This is a genomic window from Chlamydia psittaci 6BC (genome assembly GCF_000204255.1).
GTDB classification, from domain to species: Bacteria; Chlamydiota; Chlamydiia; order Chlamydiales; family Chlamydiaceae; genus Chlamydia; species Chlamydia psittaci.
The window spans coordinates 671851-691528 of sequence record NC_017287.1 but is presented as its reverse complement, the minus strand read 5'-3'; the positions used below and the strand labels follow the sequence as shown (position 1 = coordinate 691528).

Sequence of the window (19678 nt, the reverse complement as noted above, 5' to 3'; positions counted from 1 at the left end):
AAAGATCTCTTTGTCAGGATATTATGCGGTACGATCCTAGTTTAGTAGAAAAGAAGTGGCAGCAATTTTGGAAGGAACACAAGAGCTTTAAGGCAGACGAAACTGCGGATAAGCCTAAATATTATGTATTGGATATGTTCCCCTATCCTTCTGGAGCAGGCTTGCATGTCGGACATCTTATAGGGTATACCGCGACAGATATTGTCGCACGATACAAGAGAGCTAAAGGATTTTCAGTTTTACATCCTATGGGGTGGGATAGCTTTGGCCTGCCTGCAGAACAATATGCTGTGAGAACAGGAACACATCCTAGGGAAACTACAAAAAAAAATATAGAGAATTTTAGAAAGCAACTTTCTGCTATGGGGTTTTCCTATGACGAGGGGAGAGAGTTTGCTACTAGTGACCCTGATTACTACCGTTGGACTCAAAAGCTCTTCCTTTTTCTATATGAAAAGGGGCTTGCCTATATGGCAGATATGGCAGTCAACTATTGTGAAGAGTTGGGGACTGTTTTAGCTAATGAAGAGGTAGAGAATGGTTTATCCGTAGAGGGAGGGTATCCTGTAGAGCGTAGAATGTTGCGCCAATGGATTTTACGCATTACAGCGTATTCAGATCAGCTATTGCAGGGTTTAGAGGATTTAGATTGGCCAGAAAATGTTAAACAGCTCCAGAGAAATTGGATAGGGAAGTCGGAAGGTGCTCTCGTACGCTTTGAAGTAGATAACGGAAACTTTTTGTCAGTATTTACTACACGTCCTGATACTTTATGTGGCGTATCGTTTCTCGTTATGGCTCCAGAACATCCTGAGATAAATCACCTAGTTTCTGAGGAACAGCGTAGTGCTGTAGAAAACTATATTCGCTGTGTGCAAAGTAAAAGCGAACGTGAACGTATCAGTGAAACTAAAGTAAAAAGCGGAGTGTTTATAGGAGCCTATGCTAAGCATCCGATCACAGGTGCTCCTTTACCTATCTGGGTTTCAGATTACGTGATCATGGGATATGGTTCCGGAGTGGTTATGGGCGTCCCTGCTCATGATGAAAGAGATCGCGAGTTTGCCAACGCATTTGCTCTACCTATTTCTGAGGTGCTTGATGACAACGGACAGTGTATCCATAGTAATCATGGGGATTTTCTTCTCAATGGCCTGAGAGGCAAAGAAGCTAGCGATTATGTGATTGCTTATTTGCAGAAGAAGAATTTGGGAGAAGGTAAAGTTGTTTATAAGCTGCGTGATTGGCTATTTTCTCGCCAAAGGTATTGGGGAGAGCCAATTCCTATTATTCATTTTGAAGATGGGACATGCCGTCCTTTAGAAGATGATGAACTTCCTTTACTTCCTCCTGAAATTCAAGACTACCGCCCCAAGGGTTTTGGTCAAGGGCCATTGGCAAATGTCAAAGAGTGGGTAGAAATTCATGATGTAAAAACTAACCGTAAGGGAAGACGTGAAACACATACGATGCCTCAATGGGCAGGATCTTGCTGGTATTACCTACGTTTTTGTGATGCGCATAATTCTCAAGCACCTTGGTCTAATGAAAATGAACGCTACTGGATGCCTGTAGATCTGTATATTGGAGGGGCAGAACACGCAGTTTTGCACTTACTGTATTCTCGCTTTTGGCATCGGGTGTTTTATGAAGCCGGATTGGTCTCGACTCCAGAACCCTTTAAAAAGTTAATCAATCAAGGTTTAGTTCTTGCTACATCATACCGAATTCCTGGTAAGGGGTATGTTCATCCTGAAGACGTTCGAGAGGATAACGGCAAATGGACTACTGCTTCTGGAGAAGAATTAGAAGTCCGTCAGGAGAAGATGTCGAAGTCTAAGTTAAATGGGGTGGATCCTCAAACCCTAATAGATGAGTTCGGCGCTGATGCGTTGCGTATGTATGCTATGTTTTCAGGACCGTTAGATAAAAATAAGCTTTGGTGTAATCACGGTGTTTCCGGCTGTAGACGCTTTTTAAATCGTTTTTATGAGTTAGTTACTTCCTCTGCTGTGCAAGATGTTGATGATCCTAAGGGAATGGCTCTTGCGCACAAACTAGTACATAGGGTTGGGGAAGATATAGAAAAAATGTCTTTAAATACCATACCATCTTCGTTTATGGAATTCATAAATGAATTTACAAAGCTTGATACTTATCCTAAATCTGCTTTAGCTATGGTCGTGCGAGCCTTAGCTCCTATAGCTCCGCATATCAGTGAGGAGTTGTGGACAATTTTAGGCTATGCTCCTGGTATAGACAAGGCAGAGTGGCCAGAGGTAGACCCTAAATATTTAGAAGACGCTTCCGTAACCTTTGTAATACAGGTAAATGGAAAGTTAAGAGCACGTTTAGATATTGATAAGAACACTTCACAAGAAGACATCTTGTCCGCAGCAAGAGAGTCCGTCGCTAAATATCTAGAAGATAAAGAAATTAAAAAAGAAGTTTTTGTTCCTAATAGATTGGTGAATTTCGTTCTATGATCAAAGGTCGACGTACTAAGCTACATACTTTCCTCTACGATTGTTTTTTAATCTTCGCATTTATGGTGGGGCTTCCTAGGATTCTGTATAAGAGATTCGTGCATGGGAAGTATACCAAGTCATTAGGTATTCGTTTTGGTTTTAAGAAACCAGAAGTTCCAGGAACGGGGCCCGTAGCTTGGTTTCATGGAGCTTCTGTAGGTGAGACAGCTCTTCTTCTTCCCTTATTAAAACGGTTCATGAAAGAATATCCGGAATGGCGTTGTGTTGTGACTTCTTGTACCGAATCCGGACATGAGAATGCTCACAGGTTGTTTGGACCTCTCGGAGTGACAACTTTTATTTTACCTTTAGATTTAAGTATAATTATTAAACCGGTTGTTCGTGCGATATCCCCATCTTTATTAGTTTTTTCTGAGGGAGACTGTTGGCTGAATTTTATTGAAGAGGCCAAAAGGCTAGGCGCTACTGCCGTGATTATTAATGGGAAGCTTTCCGCTAATTCTTGTAAACGCTTCACCATTTTAAAACGTTTCGGTAGGAACTATTTTTCCCCTGTAGACGGCTTTTTACTACAAGATGAGCAGCATAAAGCACGTTTTTTGCAGCTGGGTGTTGATAAAGAGAAAATACAAGTTACGGGAAATATCAAGACGTATACAGAAACACTATCTGAAAATAACCAGCGGGATTATTGGAGAGAAAAATTACAATTAGCTCAAGATACGGAGTTGCTTGTCTTAGGTTCTGTACATCCTAAAGATGTTGAGGTTTGGCTTCCTGTAGTTCGGGAATTACGTAGGAATTTAAAAGTTCTTTGGGTACCTCGACATATTGAGAGATCCAAAGAATTAGAAGCTCTCTTGAGTAAAGAAAATATTTCTTATGGTTTGTGGAGTAAAGAAGCGACATTTGCTCAGCATGACGCCATTATTGTAGATGCTATTGGTTGGTTAAAACAATTGTATTCTGCCGCTGATCTTGCTTTTGTAGGTGGTACATTTGATGATAGGATAGGCGGACATAATTTATTAGAGCCGTTGCAATGTGGTGTGCCGTTAATTTTTGGCCCGCATATCCAATCCCAGTCAGATTTAGCAGAGCGTCTGTTGTCCATGGGTGCAGGTTGTTGTTTAGACAAGACCAATATAGTCAAAGTGATCACATTTTTATTAGATCATCCCGAGGAAAGAGCAGCTTATATTCAGAAAGGTGCAATGTTTTTACATGAAGAGAAAGTCGCTTTTGATCGCACCTGGGAATCTTTTAAAAGATATATCCCTTGTGTAAAAATATAGAGCTTTGCTAAAGTCTTTTATCTATCGCGGGATAGAGTAGTGGTCATCTCGTTGGGCTCATAACCCAAAGGTCGGAGGTTCGAATCCTTCTCCCGCTATTAATTTTACCATCTAGTGTGGCGGTATAGCTCAGATGGTTAGAGCAGCAGAATCATAATCTGCGAGTCGTTGGTTCAAGTCCGACTACCGCTAATTTTCTTCTATAAGCATCTTTTTAGAGAGTAGTTTCTGAAGTAGCCAGATAGTTGCCTTGGCAAAGGTGCTTATTTTTCTCTACTTTTTGTTTCCCCATGACAATGTTAGTGGCCGTTGATCTATGAGGCGCTCTTCACCAAAATATTGTAATGGCCCAGGAAAAGAATACAAATCTTCCATCAAGCACGTATCACTTTGATTTAAAAGGTATTGAACTTCTGGAGCATTTGGATTTACAGAATCTGTTTTAATTACAGGTATTTCTTCACCTAAGCGTTGTTCTAGTTGCATCATTTTATATAAAGGAGTAGCCCCGCCACTCCATTCGTTATAAGGGAGAGCTAGGTTATTGATAGTCACCATATACCCTGTCCGTTGTCTGACAAGGAAAAGAGCAGAAACAATGCCTAAGGCTAGTCCGTAATTAGCATCGAAATTTGAAGGGAATCCCGCACGCGATTCATAGCCAAAAAAGTGATTCACAGGTTGGAATTCCATATTGGGTTCTATTTTTTGGATTTCTTTTTTTATTAGAGCAGCTAAGAGTTCCTCTGTAGCAATTTTAGAGACCCGTACATTCCCATAAGAATCCCTAGCGATCAGTAGCTGCTGAGCAATTTCTGTAGGTAGAGCAGAAAATGTCTTTAAAGACTCTGGAGAAAGTTGCTTATACACATTATCAAAGTTTAGGGTGTTGTCTAAAAGTAACACATTGAGTTCATTGATGAGTTTCTTTGTATTGAATATGTGTTCAAGCAACCCTTCAGGAATGAGTATCGTGCTGTAATTTTTCCCAGATCTGTAACGATTTACTAAGCCCATAGCGAGATGTTCACTAAGCTTTTGTAGGGAAATCTTTCTCATAGCGAGATGTTCGCTAATGAGGGTAATATTCGGTAAGGTCTGTAGACCACATTCTAAAGTTGTATAGGAAGCTTTTTGTCCCATAAGACGGACAAAATGATGGTACTTTTTTATAGATAGAGTGTCCTTCTCTAAATTTCCGATCATTTCTGAATAAATACGACAGGAAGTATGAAATCCTAAAGGAGTCTCAATCCAGAAGTTTTTTAGATCTCCATCAATAGTTTTTGGCACCCCGATAATGGGGATATGGCAGTTGTTCTTGAGGAAATACTCGGCGAGCATTGCTGTATCCGTATTCGAATCATTCCCTCCTATAATCAGTAAACCATCAAGCTTGAGCTTTTTTACCGTAGTAAGAATTGTGCTTTTTTGTTCTTTGGTTTTGATTTTCTCTTTACTGGAAGAGAGCATGTCAAAACCTCCGACATTGTAATAGTCATAAATTACAGAGATATCGAGATCTTTATATAAACCACGTGTTAATCCTAAAGGGCCTTGAATAAACCCAAAAAGTTTTGTTTTCGGGTTAAAGGCGCGCAGTCCTTCGAATAGCCCTATAACCACGTTATGGCCTCCGGGAGCCTGACCCCCAGAAAGTAATACACCAATCTTCAAAGGTTGAGAAGGTGTTGCCTTTCCCTTTTCAATAGTGACTTCAGGGATGTTGCACAAATGAGGAATATGCTCTTGAAGATCTTTAGGAACATGAGGAGATGCTGTAGAGGCAGAGTCGACAATATGCAAAGACGTGATACCATGTAGAAAGCTTAAGGTTTCCGGACGGTAGTGCAAACGCTGCAATTCAAAGTAACTTTTATTTACAGAGAGAAGCTCCACAGGTAGTTCCTAGGGAATAAGTTGATGTTTTAGCCATTGTACAAGTTCTGATAACATAGAGCAAGACTGAGGAATATGGTGACCAGTATGGGGATAGACGCGTAGCTCATAAGGATTGGGTTTGTTCTTGATAGCCTCAGAAAAGATTTCCTGGTGATGTAAGGATACGACAGTATCCTCTTGTCCTTGCATGTAGAGGATAGATAGGGAATCAGAAAATTTCGGGATTTCCTTAGTTACGTCCATTTCAATGAATTGCGAACAGAACGTTTTATTGATGCGCATACCTCCATAAAAAATATCTTCTGAGGATGGAGAATGTGAAATCAGGTTATTGGGAAGATGAATAGCTTCTTGTAGCCATACAGCCCCTTGAATGGTCGGGGCCCACACTGCGAGGCTTTTTACATAGTGTAGGCTAGACATATTTAAGAGAGATAAAGTAGCTCCCAATGAAGAACCAAAAACAGCTATATTTTTTGTATCGATATGGTTTAAGCCGTAGCCGTGAGAAATAATTTCATTTGCACTTAAGATATAGTCGTTGAACGAGAAGTCATAGGGATCGCCTTCTGCATCCCCATGTCCCGGAAAATCAACGCGTAAAACCGCAATCCCACATTCTGACAATTTTTCAGCAAGGTGTACGTGAGTGCGTTTAGAACCTATTTTACTTGAGGCTAATCCGTGAAGGGTAATGACCAAAGGATAGGGAGGAGAAACCTGTGCAGGTATATGGAGAACACCAAAAGTTGTAATGTTATTGAGGATGTTAAATGTAATTACATGACGATGTTCATGTTTATGGCATGTAGTGCTCATTCAGTTTTACTTTCCATAGGTTTAAGAGGGTATTTATGCGTGAATTTAATTTTTTAAAAAGAATTCGTCGAGAATAAACTCGAATTTCTCATGGTATCATCTTGTTATATCGCTAGCGGAAATTAATAATCGCAGTCAGGAATTTCCATACATATAGAACACCTTTTTTGCCATTCATTATGATTGAGGAGGAGAGTAAGAGGAGGGAAATGATCGGAATGAGAGTTGGGCGGGGTGTCAATTTGTAATGGTCCTAAAAAACGATAAGAATCTTCTAGAGCCCATATTTTTCTATAGAGTTTAAACTTAATAAAAGCAGGACTGCTAATATCAATTAAACTCTTCTTTATCAGAGGTTTTATAGTTCCATCCGACTTTTTCTTTGTTGTGAACATTTTTACAATAGGCATAGCGCGTAGCCGCCATTTATCTACAATATTAATCAGTGATTCGATGACAGTGAGGTAGCCGTTGCAGCGGTTATACGTAAGAACTCCTGCGCCATATCCTAGGGCGTAGCTGTAGGTATTATCGAATTTTGTGGGTAGGCACGACCTTCCCTCATAACCTAAAAAATGAGAAATCGCATTAAACGGAACATTTTTAAAATGTTTCTTCAGGTGGTTATCTACAAGGTGGATAAGCAATTTGTCCACGCTGATTTTAGATACATAGACGTTCCCGTGAGCATCACGATCATTAAGGAGTTGTTTAGCGATAGTTTCTGGGAAGCTTTTTAGTAATTTTTGAGATTCACGGGATAGAGAAGAAAATTTATCCGCATCTTCAGGGATTCTTTCGATTTCTTTAACAAGGTTGTTAATCTCAGGGATGAATTCGATAATGCCTTCAGGAATAAGAATAATCCCATAGTATTTCCCCATAGCGGCTCTATCAGCAATGATCGAACAGACTTTATGGATTATCGTATTTAGAGGCACATTCTTTTCTGCGATTTCTTCTCCTATAAGAGTGATATTTGGATGGGTTTGTAGAGTGCATTCTAAAGCAATGTGCGATGCAGAGCGTCCCATAAGCTTGATCACGTGGTAATGCGCTTTGCAAGATAGCGTATCTCTAGAAATGTTGCTAATAATGGAGGAATAAAATTTTGTTGCTGAATCAAATCCAAAGGTAAGGTCTAAAAATAGATGTTGAAGATCTCCATCAATAGTTTTTGGGACGCCTACAACGCACGTTTTAGGATGATGCTGAGAAAAGTATTCTGCTAGGATAGCCGTTGCTGTATTCGAACCATCACCGCCAATAATTACTAAACCATCAAGGTCTAAAGCTTGTACTGTTTTTAAGCATCGGGCTTTATTTTCTTCAGTGATGATGTTTGTTCTTCCTGTGCCTATACAGTTGAATCCTCCGGAATTTTTGAAAGACTCCATGAATTCTTCGGTAATTTCTACTGTATGATTATTGAGAATCCCTTGGCCGTTATTAAGAAAGCCAATGAGCGAGCTGTCGGGATGTATTTTCTTTAAGCTATGAAGTAATCCCCAAATAACATTATGACCTCCGGGAGCAGGACCTCCCGATAGCATCACACCTACTTTTAATGGACGAACAGGTTGGTCAAGAGTTCCTGAAGTAAATTTTAGGTAAGGACTGTCATAGGTATTCGGGAAAAGCTTAGCAACGTCGGCATCAAACTTAGGGGAAAATCGTAAATCATTTGTTGGAATCAAAGAGGGGAATTTTTGTAGTTCCCTCGGGAGGGGAGGAGTACCTGGGATAACTACGTCGTTGAGATCATTGGAGTTCACGTGCATATACAGTATTTTCGTAAATTCGCTGTGTTTTTCTTTATCGAATAAGAGAAAACCTTCTTTTTAGAAGGTTTTCCCTCTCGCCGTTTGAGGATATTTCTTAGATAAGACCGAGAATTTTCCACCATAGGCTGCCGATACCTACCCAAATGGCAATATTGACAATACTTAGAACAAAACCAGATTGCCACCAATCCTTAATAGAAACGAGTTGCGAACCAAAGTATAGGGGTGCCGGTCCCGAACCATAGTGAGTGAGTCCTCCAAACAGGTTACTGGAAAAGGCTAGTACTAAACAGGCGAAAATGGGGTTGGTCCCTAAGGCTATGGAAACAGCGAGAAATACAGGGAACATGGCACCGATGTGCGCTGTGTTACTTGCAAATAGGTAATGTGAGTAAAAGTACATCAGGGCGAGGATAGGGAAGCCTATTTTCCACGATAGTCCTGTAACCGCTGAGGCTACGCTATCTCCAATTAGAGGAATGAAACCTAATTGATTGAGAAACGACGCCATCATAATAAGAGCACCGAACCAAATAAATGTTTCCCAGGCAGTTGTATTAGCCATGACATCTTTATGCCAATCTAAAATATTTGTCAGGACAAGCAGGGATAGACCAATTAATGCTGCTGTGGTCGCTGATATTCTTAGTAGGTCTCCGAATGTCCATAGAACAACAAGCAAAATAAAAATCATCAAGATGATCTTTTCGCCTTTTTTCAAGGGGCCCATTTCTTTAAGACGTAATTTTGCTGTGCGGATGGCTTCCTCACAAGATGTAATTGTCGGTGGGTGCAGCTTATAGAGGACTATAGGCATAAGTACTAAACTCAGTAATCCGGGGATTACTGCTGCCTTTGCCCATGTTGCCCAGGTAAGAGCTATGCCTGCATTACTTGCTAAAGCTGCTAATAAGGGGTTACCAGCCATAGCAGTCAGAAACATGGCGCTGGTAATTACAGAGCTTTGATAGGCGACTTTAATGAGGAAGGAGCCAATCAGGCTTTCTGTTCCTTTTTCTGCAGAGCTGCCGAAAGATTCTGATAGTCCCATAACTACCGGATAGAGAATCCCCCCGGATCGTGCTGTAACACTAGGAATCGCAGGCGCTAAGAGAAAATCAGTAATTACCAACCCGTAGCTTAATCCCAGAGGGTTTTTCCCTAAGATGCTGACAAAAAAGTAAGCAACGCGTTCTCCGAGACCTGTTTTAATAATGCCTTTTGCTATGGAAAATGATAGAAAGACCAGCCAGGCTATAGGATCATGAAATCCTGAAAGACCTTGTTCTAGAGTTAATGTTTGAGTAAGTAGCAGTGTAGAAATCCCGATAATGACTATGGCTCCCATAGGTACGGGCTGCAGGATAATACCTAGAATTGTCGTTGTGAATACAGCAAATAGATGCCAAGCGTTGGGGTTTATTGCTTCAGGATGAGGACAAAACCATATGCCTAAGAGTACGAATGTGAGAAATAAAAGAGACAGGAACCGTTTTTGTTTTTTCACTTGGGACCTCTTTGCGTTATAGTCTGTTGGAAAATCCCGAGAGGGTTTAAGGCTCTATAGGAAAATCTTCGAGCCATTTTTCCATTTCTTCTAGGGTGTCGTTAATGAGTTCTGGTGAGGACAAAAGTTCCTGAAGACAGGACTCAATAGTTTCTTCATTTATGATATTTATTACATCTTCCATGCTTATGAAAGTTATATCTACAAGACCGGCATTAAAAGCTTTGCTAATCGGGTAGAATAATTCTCCGGGATACAAAGCACATATAGCAGCAATGAGACTATCCCAAGCAAAAGAACGACTTTTTTCTAATCTATAGTTTAGCAGTTCTCCAAAATAACGGATAGTTGCCTCTCTAGAGATTTTTTTTATTCCTACAAGATGTACAAGACTAGAAATTCCTGCGGCTTTTACATAAGGATTAATGCCTGGGGATTCTATAAGCTCTTTAATTAAAGATTCATCGTCACATACGCTTGCCAGGATTCTTGAGAGGTCTTCAGTAAGAACGTCACCAGCAATTGCATGAGGTGTATCATCGGAGTAAGAAAAGAGCTTAATAATTAATGGAAGAGCTCGAGTTTCTCGAAACTGTGCTAGCAAATACATGGCATACAGATGCCCTTGATAACTACCGTCATTGATTAATTCCGGGACGCGTTCTGTAGCGTCTTCAAGAATCTGAAGTAGGTAGGGAGTGATTTGTGCATGTTTGACGATCGCAGCTTCTATAGCTTCTCTGGGAAGTATCCCTTCGTCGTAAGCGAGGTCTTCCAAGATATGAGAAATTTCCATCGTCAATGATGCTCCATTCTAACGGCGGTTAGTTTGATTCGTAGCACGCTCAACTTCTTCCTGTCAACGATTTACACGTAATGCCTAAAGGGCTCGATAACAGTTTTCCTATGCTATTGAGTCATAGATCTTTAGGTGGTTAAACAAGACTGTTTGTATCCTTGCAATTGTTGCTTTACAAACATCTAATTCAGGCAAATCATAAAATGAACGTGGATCGCAGTATACATAACTTTTCACATACTACAAAGAACTTTAGGTTTTCAGGCCGTGTCTAATTTTTTGTTTGGTTTTTAAATGAGTACTTTCTCATGAGCTGTATCGCTGTGGTGACATTCGGTATCTTCTAGAGAAAATACGGGGATAGCATCCAGAAGTTCTTGGGTTTTTTTATGTTTAGGATCCATGAAAATTTTTTCTCTAGGTGCGTATTCTACAAGAGATCCTTTATCCATAACAGCAATGGTATCTGCAATATAGTATGCTGCTGACATGTCATGGGTAATGAATAGAAGCGTGCTTTCACATTGCTGTTTTATTGTTTGGAAAAGTTCTAAGATTAGTGATTGATTTAGGGTGTCTAGAGCGGAGATTGGCTCGTCGCAAATAAGGAGATCAGGCTCACAAACTAAAGCTTTTGCAATTGCCACGCGTTGTTTTTGGCCTCCGCTAAGCTTATAAGGTTTTAATCGTAATACTGATAAAGGTAAGTTAACGAGACGTAAGACGCTTAGGATTTTTTCTTTTTGTTGTTCTTTAGAGTAGGTTCCTATGATATGGAGAGGTTCTAAAATAAGGTCTTCGACACTCATTGTAGGATTTAAGCTCGAGTGTATGTCTTGCCAGACAATTTGTACTGTTTTTGCCTTGGGCGTTTTCGGGTCAACATGAAAGGTAATCGTCCCGTGATTCGGCCGCATTAATCCTAAAATTGCCAAAGCTAGAGAAGACTTTCCTGAACCACTTGCACCGACAACGGTTAGACATTCTCCTTTTTTGAGTTCTAGGTTAATGTCATTGAGAATGACCTGCTTCCTAATGGAAATGGATAGGTTTTTTATGGTAATTAAGTTAGTCATATGTTGTCTGCAAAGTATCTGTATTTCTTAAATTTTCGAGCTTCGCTTTTAAAATGGGCGAAGAGCTAGCGGTTAGAGGAATTTTTGATACAGCTTTCAGAAGACGTTTTGTATAGGGGTGTTGTGGAGAAGAAAAGATCTCTTTTACACTGCCTGTTTCTACAAGTTGGCCATCTTTAATAATTGCGATATCATCACAAAGTTCTGTGACTAAAGCGAGATTATGCGTCACTAACAACATCGCGGTATGATGTTCTTTATGCACTTTACGCAATATACGCAATACCTGAGCCTGAGACACAGAATCTAGAGCTGTTGTTGGCTCATCAGCAAGAATAAGCTCTGGAGAGCTCGCTAGAGATATAGCGATTACGGTACGTTGCCGCATCCCCCCACTTAATTCAAAAGGATAAAGGTGAAAACAGCGTTCGGGATTCGGGATGCATACGCTTGAGAGTAATTCTAAAGCTTTTGCATAAGCTTCTTGTTTTGTTATGGGATTGTGTTGTCGTAAGGTTTCTACAATTTGAGCTCCTATACGCATAGATGGCGTCAGAGATCCAATAGCATTTTGCAATACTGTCGCTATTTTCTTTCCTCGGATCTTTTGGAATTTTTTATAGGACAGGGTTTTTAAATTTGTATTTTCAAAGAAGATGTCTCCTTCTAAGATTTCACAATTATCTGGAAGGAAACCCAAAATCGCTTTAGTAATTGTTGTCTTCCCTGATCCATTTTCACCAACTAACGCTAGGCTATGCCGTTTTTTTATTGAAAGGCTGAGATTATCTATGAGCAATCTACGTGGATTGTTTGATGCTATCGTAAGATTTCGTATGTTGAGTAAGGTATCAGGCATGGGAATTTTCCTCGATGAATAGTGCTTTTGCTCCTTCTCCGATGAGGTTAAAGCTTATCGAGAGCGTAATCATGAAAAATGAGGGGAAGAAAAATAGCCATGGGTAGTAGTCAATAGCGTTGATACCTTCTTTTACTAATGTGCCTAGGCTAGCTTGAGGAGGTTGGATACCTAAGCCTAAAAAACTAATAAACGCTTCTGTATAAATAGCTCCAGGAATAGTAAAGATTAATGTGGAGATGATAGGGGTTAGCGTATTAGGAAGTAAGTGTTTCCTGAGAATATGAAATGTAGAGGCGTTCATCGTCTTCGCGGAAAGCACAAATTCCTTATTTTCTAATAATAAAAATTGTCCGTATATAATTCGTGCTATGGGTATCCACCCCGTCAGTGTCATAGCAAGAATCAAAGGAAGGATTCCGTGATCAAAAATCACAAGAAGAAGAATAATGACTGGGATTCTAGGAATCGAAAATAAGATTTCTGTAATGCGCATCATGAGGAAAGCAACTTTTTTCCCCGAGGATAAGGCTACTGTAGACCAAAATAGTCCTACGAAGACATCGATCAGGGTGGCCGTAACCGCAATAAGAAGGGACAGGCGCAAACCTTGAACCGTTCTTGCTAGCATGCAACGCCCTAGAGAATCAGTTCCAAAAGGAAACATTCTTCCCGGTTGTTGTAGGGTGTGTTCTAGAGATGTCTGTTCGTAATTAGGGTAAATCCATGGAAGAAGAACTGCTCCTATGATTAAGGTTGCTAGCAATGAAGCTCCTACCATAAACATGGTATTTCCTTTCATACGTTGCCATAGAGTGAGTTGAGAAGATTTTGAAGGAATGTCCATGAAGTTTTTCAATAGCCTTATTTATTTCTTTCTTTGAATTTCTGTTTATTCTTCACCTAAATGCTATGGATTTTGTTAGAGATGTTCACTTTCTTGAGAAAAACTCACTTCTTTATCAGCTTCCTTATAGGAATAGCGCAGCTGGGGATCTATCATTGCTTGTATGAGATCTGAAAGTAGGGAAGCTAACATAAAGAAAGCGCCATAAAATACCGATAATCCTAGAGTTACTGGATAATCGCGTTGTTTAATACTACAGACGAACCATTTTCCTAAACCGGGTATGCAGAAAATATTCTCTATAGCGAATGTTCCTGTCATAACTGTAGTCACAAGAAATGCAGCGTAGGAAATCGTGGGAAACACTGCGTAGGGAAGAATGTGTTTAAGTATAACTTTTATTGGAGAGAGTCCTTTAGCATAGGCGAGCAACACATAGTCTTTATTTAAGACTGAAGATACTGATGAGAAAGTTAATTGTGTGATGAAGGCCATCGGCGCTATGGCTAAAGCAAGGGAGGGCAAAATCGTGTGGGAGAAATTCCCCCAGCAAGCTATGGGGAAAATAGGGATTTTTACTGCAAAAATATACTGCAGCATTGTGGCTAAGACAAAAGCTGGAATGGAAATTTGTAAAATGGAAGAAAGAAGGATATAGCGCCCTTGTTTTTTCTTTCTTAATGCTGCCAGAGTTCCTAGGGATATGCCTCCGGAAATCGAAAGTAGGAGACTTTCAAGTCCTAAAATTGCTGATGCTGGAAATGCTGTCGCGATAATGCTTGTTACGCTGCGATCTTTGTAAACAAGGGAGTTTCCAAAATCTAACGTGACTAAAGATTTGAGATAATGAATGTATTGCTGATATAGGGGTTTATTTAATCCGTAGCGAGACTTAAGGATCTGTAGAGTTTCTTGTGATAAGGTGTTGCTACTTTCATCATTAAATGGATCGCCAGGAATGGTTTTCATGACGAGGAAAGTTAGGGTTAGGATAATCCATAAAGAAAGCAAGTTAAATACCAGGCGTTTCTTTATATAACGGAACATTATCTACACCTTTAATGTCATTGATAAGTCAATAAGGATTCATGATCTAGAACCTTACCTAAGCTCAAATATTATATCTCTGATTTATCGTAGCTTCAATATAAAATAATTCATTGATCCGAGTGGAGAGTCGCCGTTAAGATATTTTTTTTCGAGTTTAAGTCAATATTTTGTTTGACTTAAGTAAAAACCCAAGACGTTTTTTAAACTTATAAGATGTGCATATTATTTTGAAATCTCTGCTTCTTTCAGGTCGATATGTCCGAGTAATGAGGTGTAGGAGTTGTGAATTTTGGGGTTAGCTGCGTAGGTATATTCAAAATGGTACAGAGGAATAATAGGAAGATCTTCTTCGATGAGTTCTTCTGCTATGATTTGATCTTGTATTGTTTCATCTTTTGAAAGTAGAGTTTTCAGGATACGATTGTATTGGGCATTCTCCCATTTTGTTAGTGATTTTGTTGGCTCGTCATTTTTAAGGTTTCCGAGAATGGAAAGGAACGATGTTGGCCTCGGATAGTCGGCTATCCATCTTCCGGTGGCTAAGGTAAAGTCTCCGCGACGTCTTTTATCTAAGAAACAATGATATTCCATACCTTGGATAGGGATATGAATCCCTAGAACGTTTTTGATTTGTTGTTGTATCTCTTGAACGATAGCGTTCAGACATGCAGATTCTAAAGGATAAATAATCGATAATTCTGCGATACATTTGAGTGAGAGTTCTTTCTCAGCTTCTTTAAAATACGCGCGTGCTAATTCTTTGCGTTCTTCTGGTGATTGATCTGATTGTTTAGGGAGTTGTGATAGTTCCGGCGGTAGGAAATGTTCGGCGACTTTTCCATGGCTGATAAACTGTAATAAGGTAGTTTTATCAATGGCATAGGCCAGGGCTTTTCGTAGGGCTAAGTTATTAGTTGGGCTATGTTTTAGGTTACATATTAGAGCTGTCGTTCCTAGAACGGGGTAATTGTGCAACTTATCTTTTGGGATATGATGTTGGTCTTCTTTAGAAATTGGAGAACTCCACGGGGAACCCACCCAGTCAATCAGATTTTTTTGAAGAAGTTGTGTAGCTGTATGGGTATCGGGAACAATTTGAAAAGTGATGGTATCCAGATGCACCGCTTGTTTATCGTGATACAGAGGATTTTTCTTAATGATCAGTTTATTTTGAGGTTGGTAATCTTCAATGAGAAAAGGGCCATTAGTGATATTCGGGAGTTTGGTTCCCTTTGAGGCAGAAAATTCTCTGAGGGATTTATGTACAGGGAAGAAAATCGGATAGGCAAGAATTTCTAAAAAGTGGGGAATAGGTTTTTCTAAGGTAATTTCTAATTGCGATGCATTTATTGCGCGAATTCCCAGGGTGTCTACAGGTAGCTGTTTGCTCATCACAGCATGCGAATTTTTAATCACACTGAGAAGAAAATTAGAAGAGCAGGCTACTTCGAGATTATGAATTTGTTTTATGGATTCTTCGAAATCATAAGCAGTTACAGGATCTCCATTACTCCATGAAGCCTCTTTAAGATAAAAAGTATAGACTGTTTGGTCGCTAGATATTGTGTAATACTGTGCAAGAGCGAGCTCAGGATGAGCAGAACGTTCCCTTACAAGGCCTTCGTAGAGAGCTTGGGCTATCGAGATATCTTTACTTAGACAAGCACTTCTAGGGTCTAAAGACATAGGATCATGGCTAATCGCTATCTTTAGAGAGTTCTGGTGTTTAGCAGTATGTGTATAACAACCTGTGCATAGCGGTGAAATCCCCAGAAATAGAATAACCGATAGAATGGGTGTTAGGAATTTATGCATTGTTTTTATCGTCTATTTAAACAGCATGTTTGATGCTTACTCGAGGTTTTCACAGGCGGTTTTTATTTTACTCAATTGTGTAATTAGAGTCGCTCTATCAATATATCATTTAATTAAATATCTTAAAACTAGGTGTTTGCATATAAAAATATTTTAGTTTGTAAGAAATCATTATAATTTTTTGAAAAAGTTTTTAGAGGCTGCGTTATATAGGAAGAACTTCCACGTCTTTAAGTTCAACATGTCCTAAAGGGGAGATATTGAGGTTTTTGACTCGTGGATGGGAAAGGTAAATATAGTTGAAATGATATAGGGGAAATACGGGAAGATCGTCTTCGATAAGTTCTTCGGCTAGGATTTGATCTTCCTTAGTGAATGTTGCTGTATGGTATTTTTCTAGGATGTTGTTAAACTGTTGATTACTCCACTTTCCTAATTGGTGGCTCGTCTCTTTATTTTCTGGATTCCCCAGTATAGTAAGGAAATTTCTCGCATGGAGGTATTCTGCAATCCATCCTCCTACAGATAGATAAAACTCTCCTTTATTTCTTTTTTCTAAAAAACAAAAGTACTCAATGCCTTGAATGGGTATGTGTATACCGAGAACATTTTTAAATTGTTGTTAGAGTTCTTGAACTATGAACGAAAAAACGCTCGATTCTTGAGGGTAAATAAGAGAGAGTTCCGCGAGTTCTTTTTCTGATAGAGTAGATTTTGCTTCTTCAAAGTATTCTCGGGCTTTTTTTTCTCGTTGTTCTTTGCTTAGTACTTGTTGATCATGGATTTCGGACAGTTCTGGAGGTAAAAAAGAATGGGCAATTCTTGCTGAGTTGAGTAGAGGAAGGAGGGATTCTTTATCAATAGCATAGGCTAAAGCTTTCCTTAGAGCTTTATTTTGTAGTACAGGCATGTTGAGATTATAGATCAGTAGAGAAGTTGAGCAAACTGGATGAATATGTGTGATTTCTTTAGGTGTATTGTTCAACATTTCTTGTGGGATTTTTGCTATCCACGGATTTCCTAAAACATCAATCAGGTTATTTCTAAAGCATTTTGCTGCAGTATGAGAGTCTGACATGATGGTAAAGACTAGAGTATCGAGTTTCACTTTGTCTGCATCGTAGTAATGGATATTTTTTTGCATTTTCAGATGTTTTTGAGGTTGCACATCACTCAAGCTAAAAGGGCCATTAGAAATATAGGTATGTTGGTTTTTAGGGTTGGCATAGTGCTCTCTTAAAGAACGGTGGACGGGGAAAAACAACGGATGAGCGAGCATCTCAATGAAATTTTCAGATGGATGTTCTAGGGTAATTTCTAATGTTTTCGCGTCCAGAGCTTTGACTCCTAATTCTTCTATAGGTAATCCCTCTTCCATAATTGCTTTAGAGTTTTTGATAATGTATAGAAGGTTGTGGTAGGATATCGGGAGGTTTTTCGTGTGGATTTGTTTTATAGATTCTTCGAAATCATAAGCTGTTAATGGATCCCCATTACTCCATAAGGTATTTCTCAGATTGAAGGTATACACATAGCCTTCGTTAGACACTGTATATTTTTCCGCTATTCCCAGGATCACATCGTTAGAAACGCGTTCTCGAATTAAGCCTTCATAAAGGGCTTTGGCTAGGGAAACATCTTTTTTGAGATACGTACATCTAGGATCTATTGAAACAGGATCATACGATATTCCAATTCTTAAGCATCGCTCTGTATTTTCTTGAGAATGTCGATGATGACAACTCGTGAGAAGCAAACTAGACAAACAGAGGAAGTAGAGAGCATAGTGTTTTCTAAGTCGGTGCACCACGGGATCGTCCTAAAGTTAAATAGCAAATTGGAGTTAGATTACTGATTCAAAAAATAATTGCCAATTTTTTGGGTCTGAAAAAAAAAGATTTTTGTATTTCTTGTTGTGTTGTGGGCGAGTTTTTAAGGTAAGCGTGCGTATTTAAGATCGACGGCTCCAGAAGCATTATGAATAATTTTTTCTATTGGAGATATAGTGATATAATCGTAGCTCATATGGTAGATAGGAATAATCTCTAAGTTTTTAATTAACCTATCTGCTTGTGGGATTAGCGAGGCGTTTGGGTAATAGGCGACTCCTGTTGCCGTAGCTATAGTAAAATCACACATTTGTCTTTTGGTTAGGAAAACATGGTATTCCAATCCTTCAAGAAATAACTCAATACCTACGGATTTACATTGTTCTTTAAGAATTTCTGCGATGCGCTGACATCGTAAAATATTTGAAGGGTAGGTTAGAGTCAGTTTTTCTGTAGGGGTAATGAGTTTTTGCTTTTTGTGTGAGTGCTGTGGAGAGGAGTGTCTAGATAGTGTATAAGCGGGATCTTGGTTGCCCTGTAGAGCATAATCTATAATTTCTTCTCTGTTAATTGCAGCGGCTAATCTATAGCGATTATGAATATGAGATAAAACCGGATCTTTTGTATTCAGTACAAGCCAAAAAGCTCCTTCTACGGGGTAGCAAGTGTAGTGATAGGGAGTATTTTCTTTTAGTTCCTTTGTCAATCCCTGATGCCAGGGCTGTCCTAACCAGTGAATTTTCCCACGATTTTGTAAAAGGGCTCCGGTATATAAATCCGGAATAACTAATAAGTTAACACAGGAGATAAGGACCTTGTCTTTATCATAGTAGTGAGGATTTTTTTCTAGTAAAAGGCAATGTCCAGGATTGTAAGTGATTAATTGGAAAGGTCCACTAAATATATTCAAATTTTCGGGGTTGAAAACAGAAAATGCGGGGAAAGCGAGTAATTGCAGTAGATTAGAATTTGGGGAATCTAGTGTTAGGGTAATGCTAGATGGTGAGCAAGCTTTAAAATCAATACCTTCAAATGCTTTGTGGTGAGGAGAGCAAGTTTTTGCATGTTGCCACGCTCGCGTAATATCCTGAGAGGTAATTGGAGTGCCGTTACTCCATAAAGCCTCATGTTTGATAAAGAAAGTATAGGTTTTTTCGTCCGCTGATACGGTATAATGACTTGCTAGGGCAAATTCTACTTGATTATGTTTATGGGGATTTTCTCTTGTCAGTCCTTCGAAAATGAGTTTAGATACAGAGAGATCTAAAGCGCGTTTTGCTTGATCAGGGGATAAAGATTCCGGGTCGTCATGGATGGCAATCGTAAGGGTTTTTGACGATCTTAAGGCCGTTGAAAAACAGCCTCCTAAAATTGAAGACGTGAATACAACAGCAATCAACCTCCATGTGTATTTCATAAAAAAAGCAAATACCTTCAATGTCGTTTTTTTAACAGAAAGACACTGTGACTTATTCCACTGTGCTACATTGATTTTATTAAAAATCTTTCAGAAGGATAAGTGGATTGCGGAACTTTCAACATAGGAGGTTAAGATTTTTTAGTTTTTTGTTCAAAGTAATTTTATTGATCCCTGAATTTAAATAATT

13 protein-coding genes, 2 tRNA genes and 1 pseudogene are annotated in these 19678 nt (G+C 39.3%); 4 read left to right on the top strand and 12 right to left on the bottom strand.

Going from position 1 to position 19678, the window contains the following annotated elements; all coding sequences use genetic code 11:
- Positions 1 to 23: 23 nt before the first annotated feature.
- The 4 genes from leuS (at position 24) to G5O_RS08185 (ending at position 3976) form a co-directional block, all read left to right on the top strand.
- Positions 24 to 2486 (top strand): leucine--tRNA ligase, encoded by a 2463-nt coding sequence (gene leuS / locus G5O_RS08200; protein WP_006343279.1) that lies wholly within the window; start codon positions 24 to 26, stop codon positions 2484 to 2486.
- Entirely contained in the window at positions 2483 to 3784 is a 1302-nt protein-coding gene (gene waaA / locus G5O_RS08195) for a lipid IV(A) 3-deoxy-D-manno-octulosonic acid transferase (RefSeq protein ID WP_013747376.1), read from the top strand. The genes leuS and waaA overlap by 4 nt, the downstream gene beginning before the upstream one ends.
- Before the next feature lie 25 nt (positions 3785 to 3809).
- Positions 3810 to 3882: transfer RNA gene (locus G5O_RS08190), tRNA-Met, on the top strand.
- Between the two features lie 20 nt (positions 3883 to 3902).
- A tRNA-Met gene (locus G5O_RS08185) sits at positions 3903 to 3976 on the top strand.
- Positions 3977 to 4057: 81 nt separating this feature from the next.
- On the opposite strand, the gene G5O_RS08180 is transcribed toward G5O_RS08185, so the two are convergent.
- The 12 genes and pseudogenes from G5O_RS08180 to G5O_RS08125 all read right to left on the bottom strand — a co-directional run bounded on the left by G5O_RS08180 (position 4058) and on the right by G5O_RS08125 (position 19488).
- On the bottom strand, positions 4058 to 5683 hold the full coding sequence (locus tag G5O_RS08180) for a diphosphate--fructose-6-phosphate 1-phosphotransferase (RefSeq protein ID WP_006343277.1): 1626 nt from the start codon (positions 5681 to 5683) through the stop codon (positions 4058 to 4060).
- 9 nt (positions 5684 to 5692) lie between these two features.
- A complete protein-coding gene (locus tag G5O_RS08175) occupies positions 5693 to 6505 on the bottom strand; it encodes an alpha/beta hydrolase (RefSeq protein ID WP_006343276.1) in 813 nt (270 codons plus the stop codon).
- A 122-nt stretch (positions 6506 to 6627) separates the two neighbouring features.
- Positions 6628 to 8286, bottom strand: a complete 1659-nt coding sequence (locus tag G5O_RS08170; protein ID WP_006343275.1) for a diphosphate--fructose-6-phosphate 1-phosphotransferase — start codon at positions 8284 to 8286, stop codon at positions 6628 to 6630.
- A 97-nt stretch (positions 8287 to 8383) separates the two neighbouring features.
- Entirely contained in the window at positions 8384 to 9796 is a 1413-nt protein-coding gene (locus G5O_RS08165) for an anion permease (protein WP_006343274.1), read from the bottom strand.
- A 46-nt stretch (positions 9797 to 9842) separates the two neighbouring features.
- Positions 9843 to 10598, bottom strand: a complete 756-nt coding sequence (locus G5O_RS08160) for a DUF1186 domain-containing protein (protein WP_014518394.1) — start codon at positions 10596 to 10598, stop codon at positions 9843 to 9845.
- Between the two features lie 287 nt (positions 10599 to 10885).
- On the bottom strand, positions 10886 to 11671 hold the full coding sequence (locus G5O_RS08155) for an ABC transporter ATP-binding protein (RefSeq protein ID WP_006343272.1): 786 nt from the start codon (positions 11669 to 11671) through the stop codon (positions 10886 to 10888).
- Positions 11664 to 12530, bottom strand: coding sequence for an ABC transporter ATP-binding protein (locus tag G5O_RS08150; RefSeq protein ID WP_006343271.1), 867 nt, complete (start codon positions 12528 to 12530; stop codon positions 11664 to 11666). Before G5O_RS08150 ends, G5O_RS08155 begins: the two co-directional genes overlap by 8 nt.
- Positions 12523 to 13377, bottom strand: a complete 855-nt coding sequence (locus tag G5O_RS08145) for an ABC transporter permease (protein WP_006343270.1) — start codon at positions 13375 to 13377, stop codon at positions 12523 to 12525. The genes G5O_RS08150 and G5O_RS08145 overlap by 8 nt, the downstream gene beginning before the upstream one ends.
- A gap of 75 nt (positions 13378 to 13452) precedes the next feature.
- Positions 13453 to 14424, bottom strand: coding sequence for an ABC transporter permease (locus G5O_RS08140; RefSeq protein ID WP_006343269.1), 972 nt, complete (start codon positions 14422 to 14424; stop codon positions 13453 to 13455).
- Positions 14425 to 14649: 225 nt separating this feature from the next.
- Entirely contained in the window at positions 14650 to 16242 is a 1593-nt protein-coding gene (locus G5O_RS08135) for a peptide ABC transporter substrate-binding protein (RefSeq protein ID WP_006343268.1), read from the bottom strand.
- A gap of 205 nt (positions 16243 to 16447) precedes the next feature.
- Positions 16448 to 18052 (bottom strand): annotated as a pseudogene (locus G5O_RS08130) (peptide ABC transporter substrate-binding protein).
- 122 nt (positions 18053 to 18174) lie between these two features.
- Positions 18175 to 19488: an ABC transporter substrate-binding protein gene (locus G5O_RS08125; RefSeq protein ID WP_006343266.1), complete on the bottom strand. Its 1314-nt coding sequence runs from the start codon at positions 19486 to 19488 to the stop codon at positions 18175 to 18177.
- Positions 19489 to 19678: the final 190 nt, after the last annotated feature.

Coding starts and splice junctions, on each gene's coding strand:
- waaA (WP_013747376.1), top strand. CDS start 2,483: ATGATCAAAGGTCGACGTACTAAGCTACATACTTTCCTCTACGATTGT.
- G5O_RS08140 (WP_006343269.1), bottom strand. CDS start 14,424: ATGTTCCGTTATATAAAGAAACGCCTGGTATTTAACTTGCTTTCTTTA.
- G5O_RS08155 (WP_006343272.1), bottom strand. CDS start 11,671: ATGACTAACTTAATTACCATAAAAAACCTATCCATTTCCATTAGGAAG.
- G5O_RS08150 (WP_006343271.1), bottom strand. CDS start 12,530: ATGCCTGATACCTTACTCAACATACGAAATCTTACGATAGCATCAAAC.
- G5O_RS08135 (WP_006343268.1), bottom strand. CDS start 16,242: ATGCATAAATTCCTAACACCCATTCTATCGGTTATTCTATTTCTGGGG.
- G5O_RS08175 (WP_006343276.1), bottom strand. CDS start 6,505: ATGAGCACTACATGCCATAAACATGAACATCGTCATGTAATTACATTT.
- G5O_RS08170 (WP_006343275.1), bottom strand. CDS start 8,286: ATGCACGTGAACTCCAATGATCTCAACGACGTAGTTATCCCAGGTACT.
- G5O_RS08145 (WP_006343270.1), bottom strand. CDS start 13,377: ATGGACATTCCTTCAAAATCTTCTCAACTCACTCTATGGCAACGTATG.
- leuS (WP_006343279.1), top strand. CDS start 24: ATGCGGTACGATCCTAGTTTAGTAGAAAAGAAGTGGCAGCAATTTTGG.
- G5O_RS08125 (WP_006343266.1), bottom strand. CDS start 19,488: ATGAAATACACATGGAGGTTGATTGCTGTTGTATTCACGTCTTCAATT.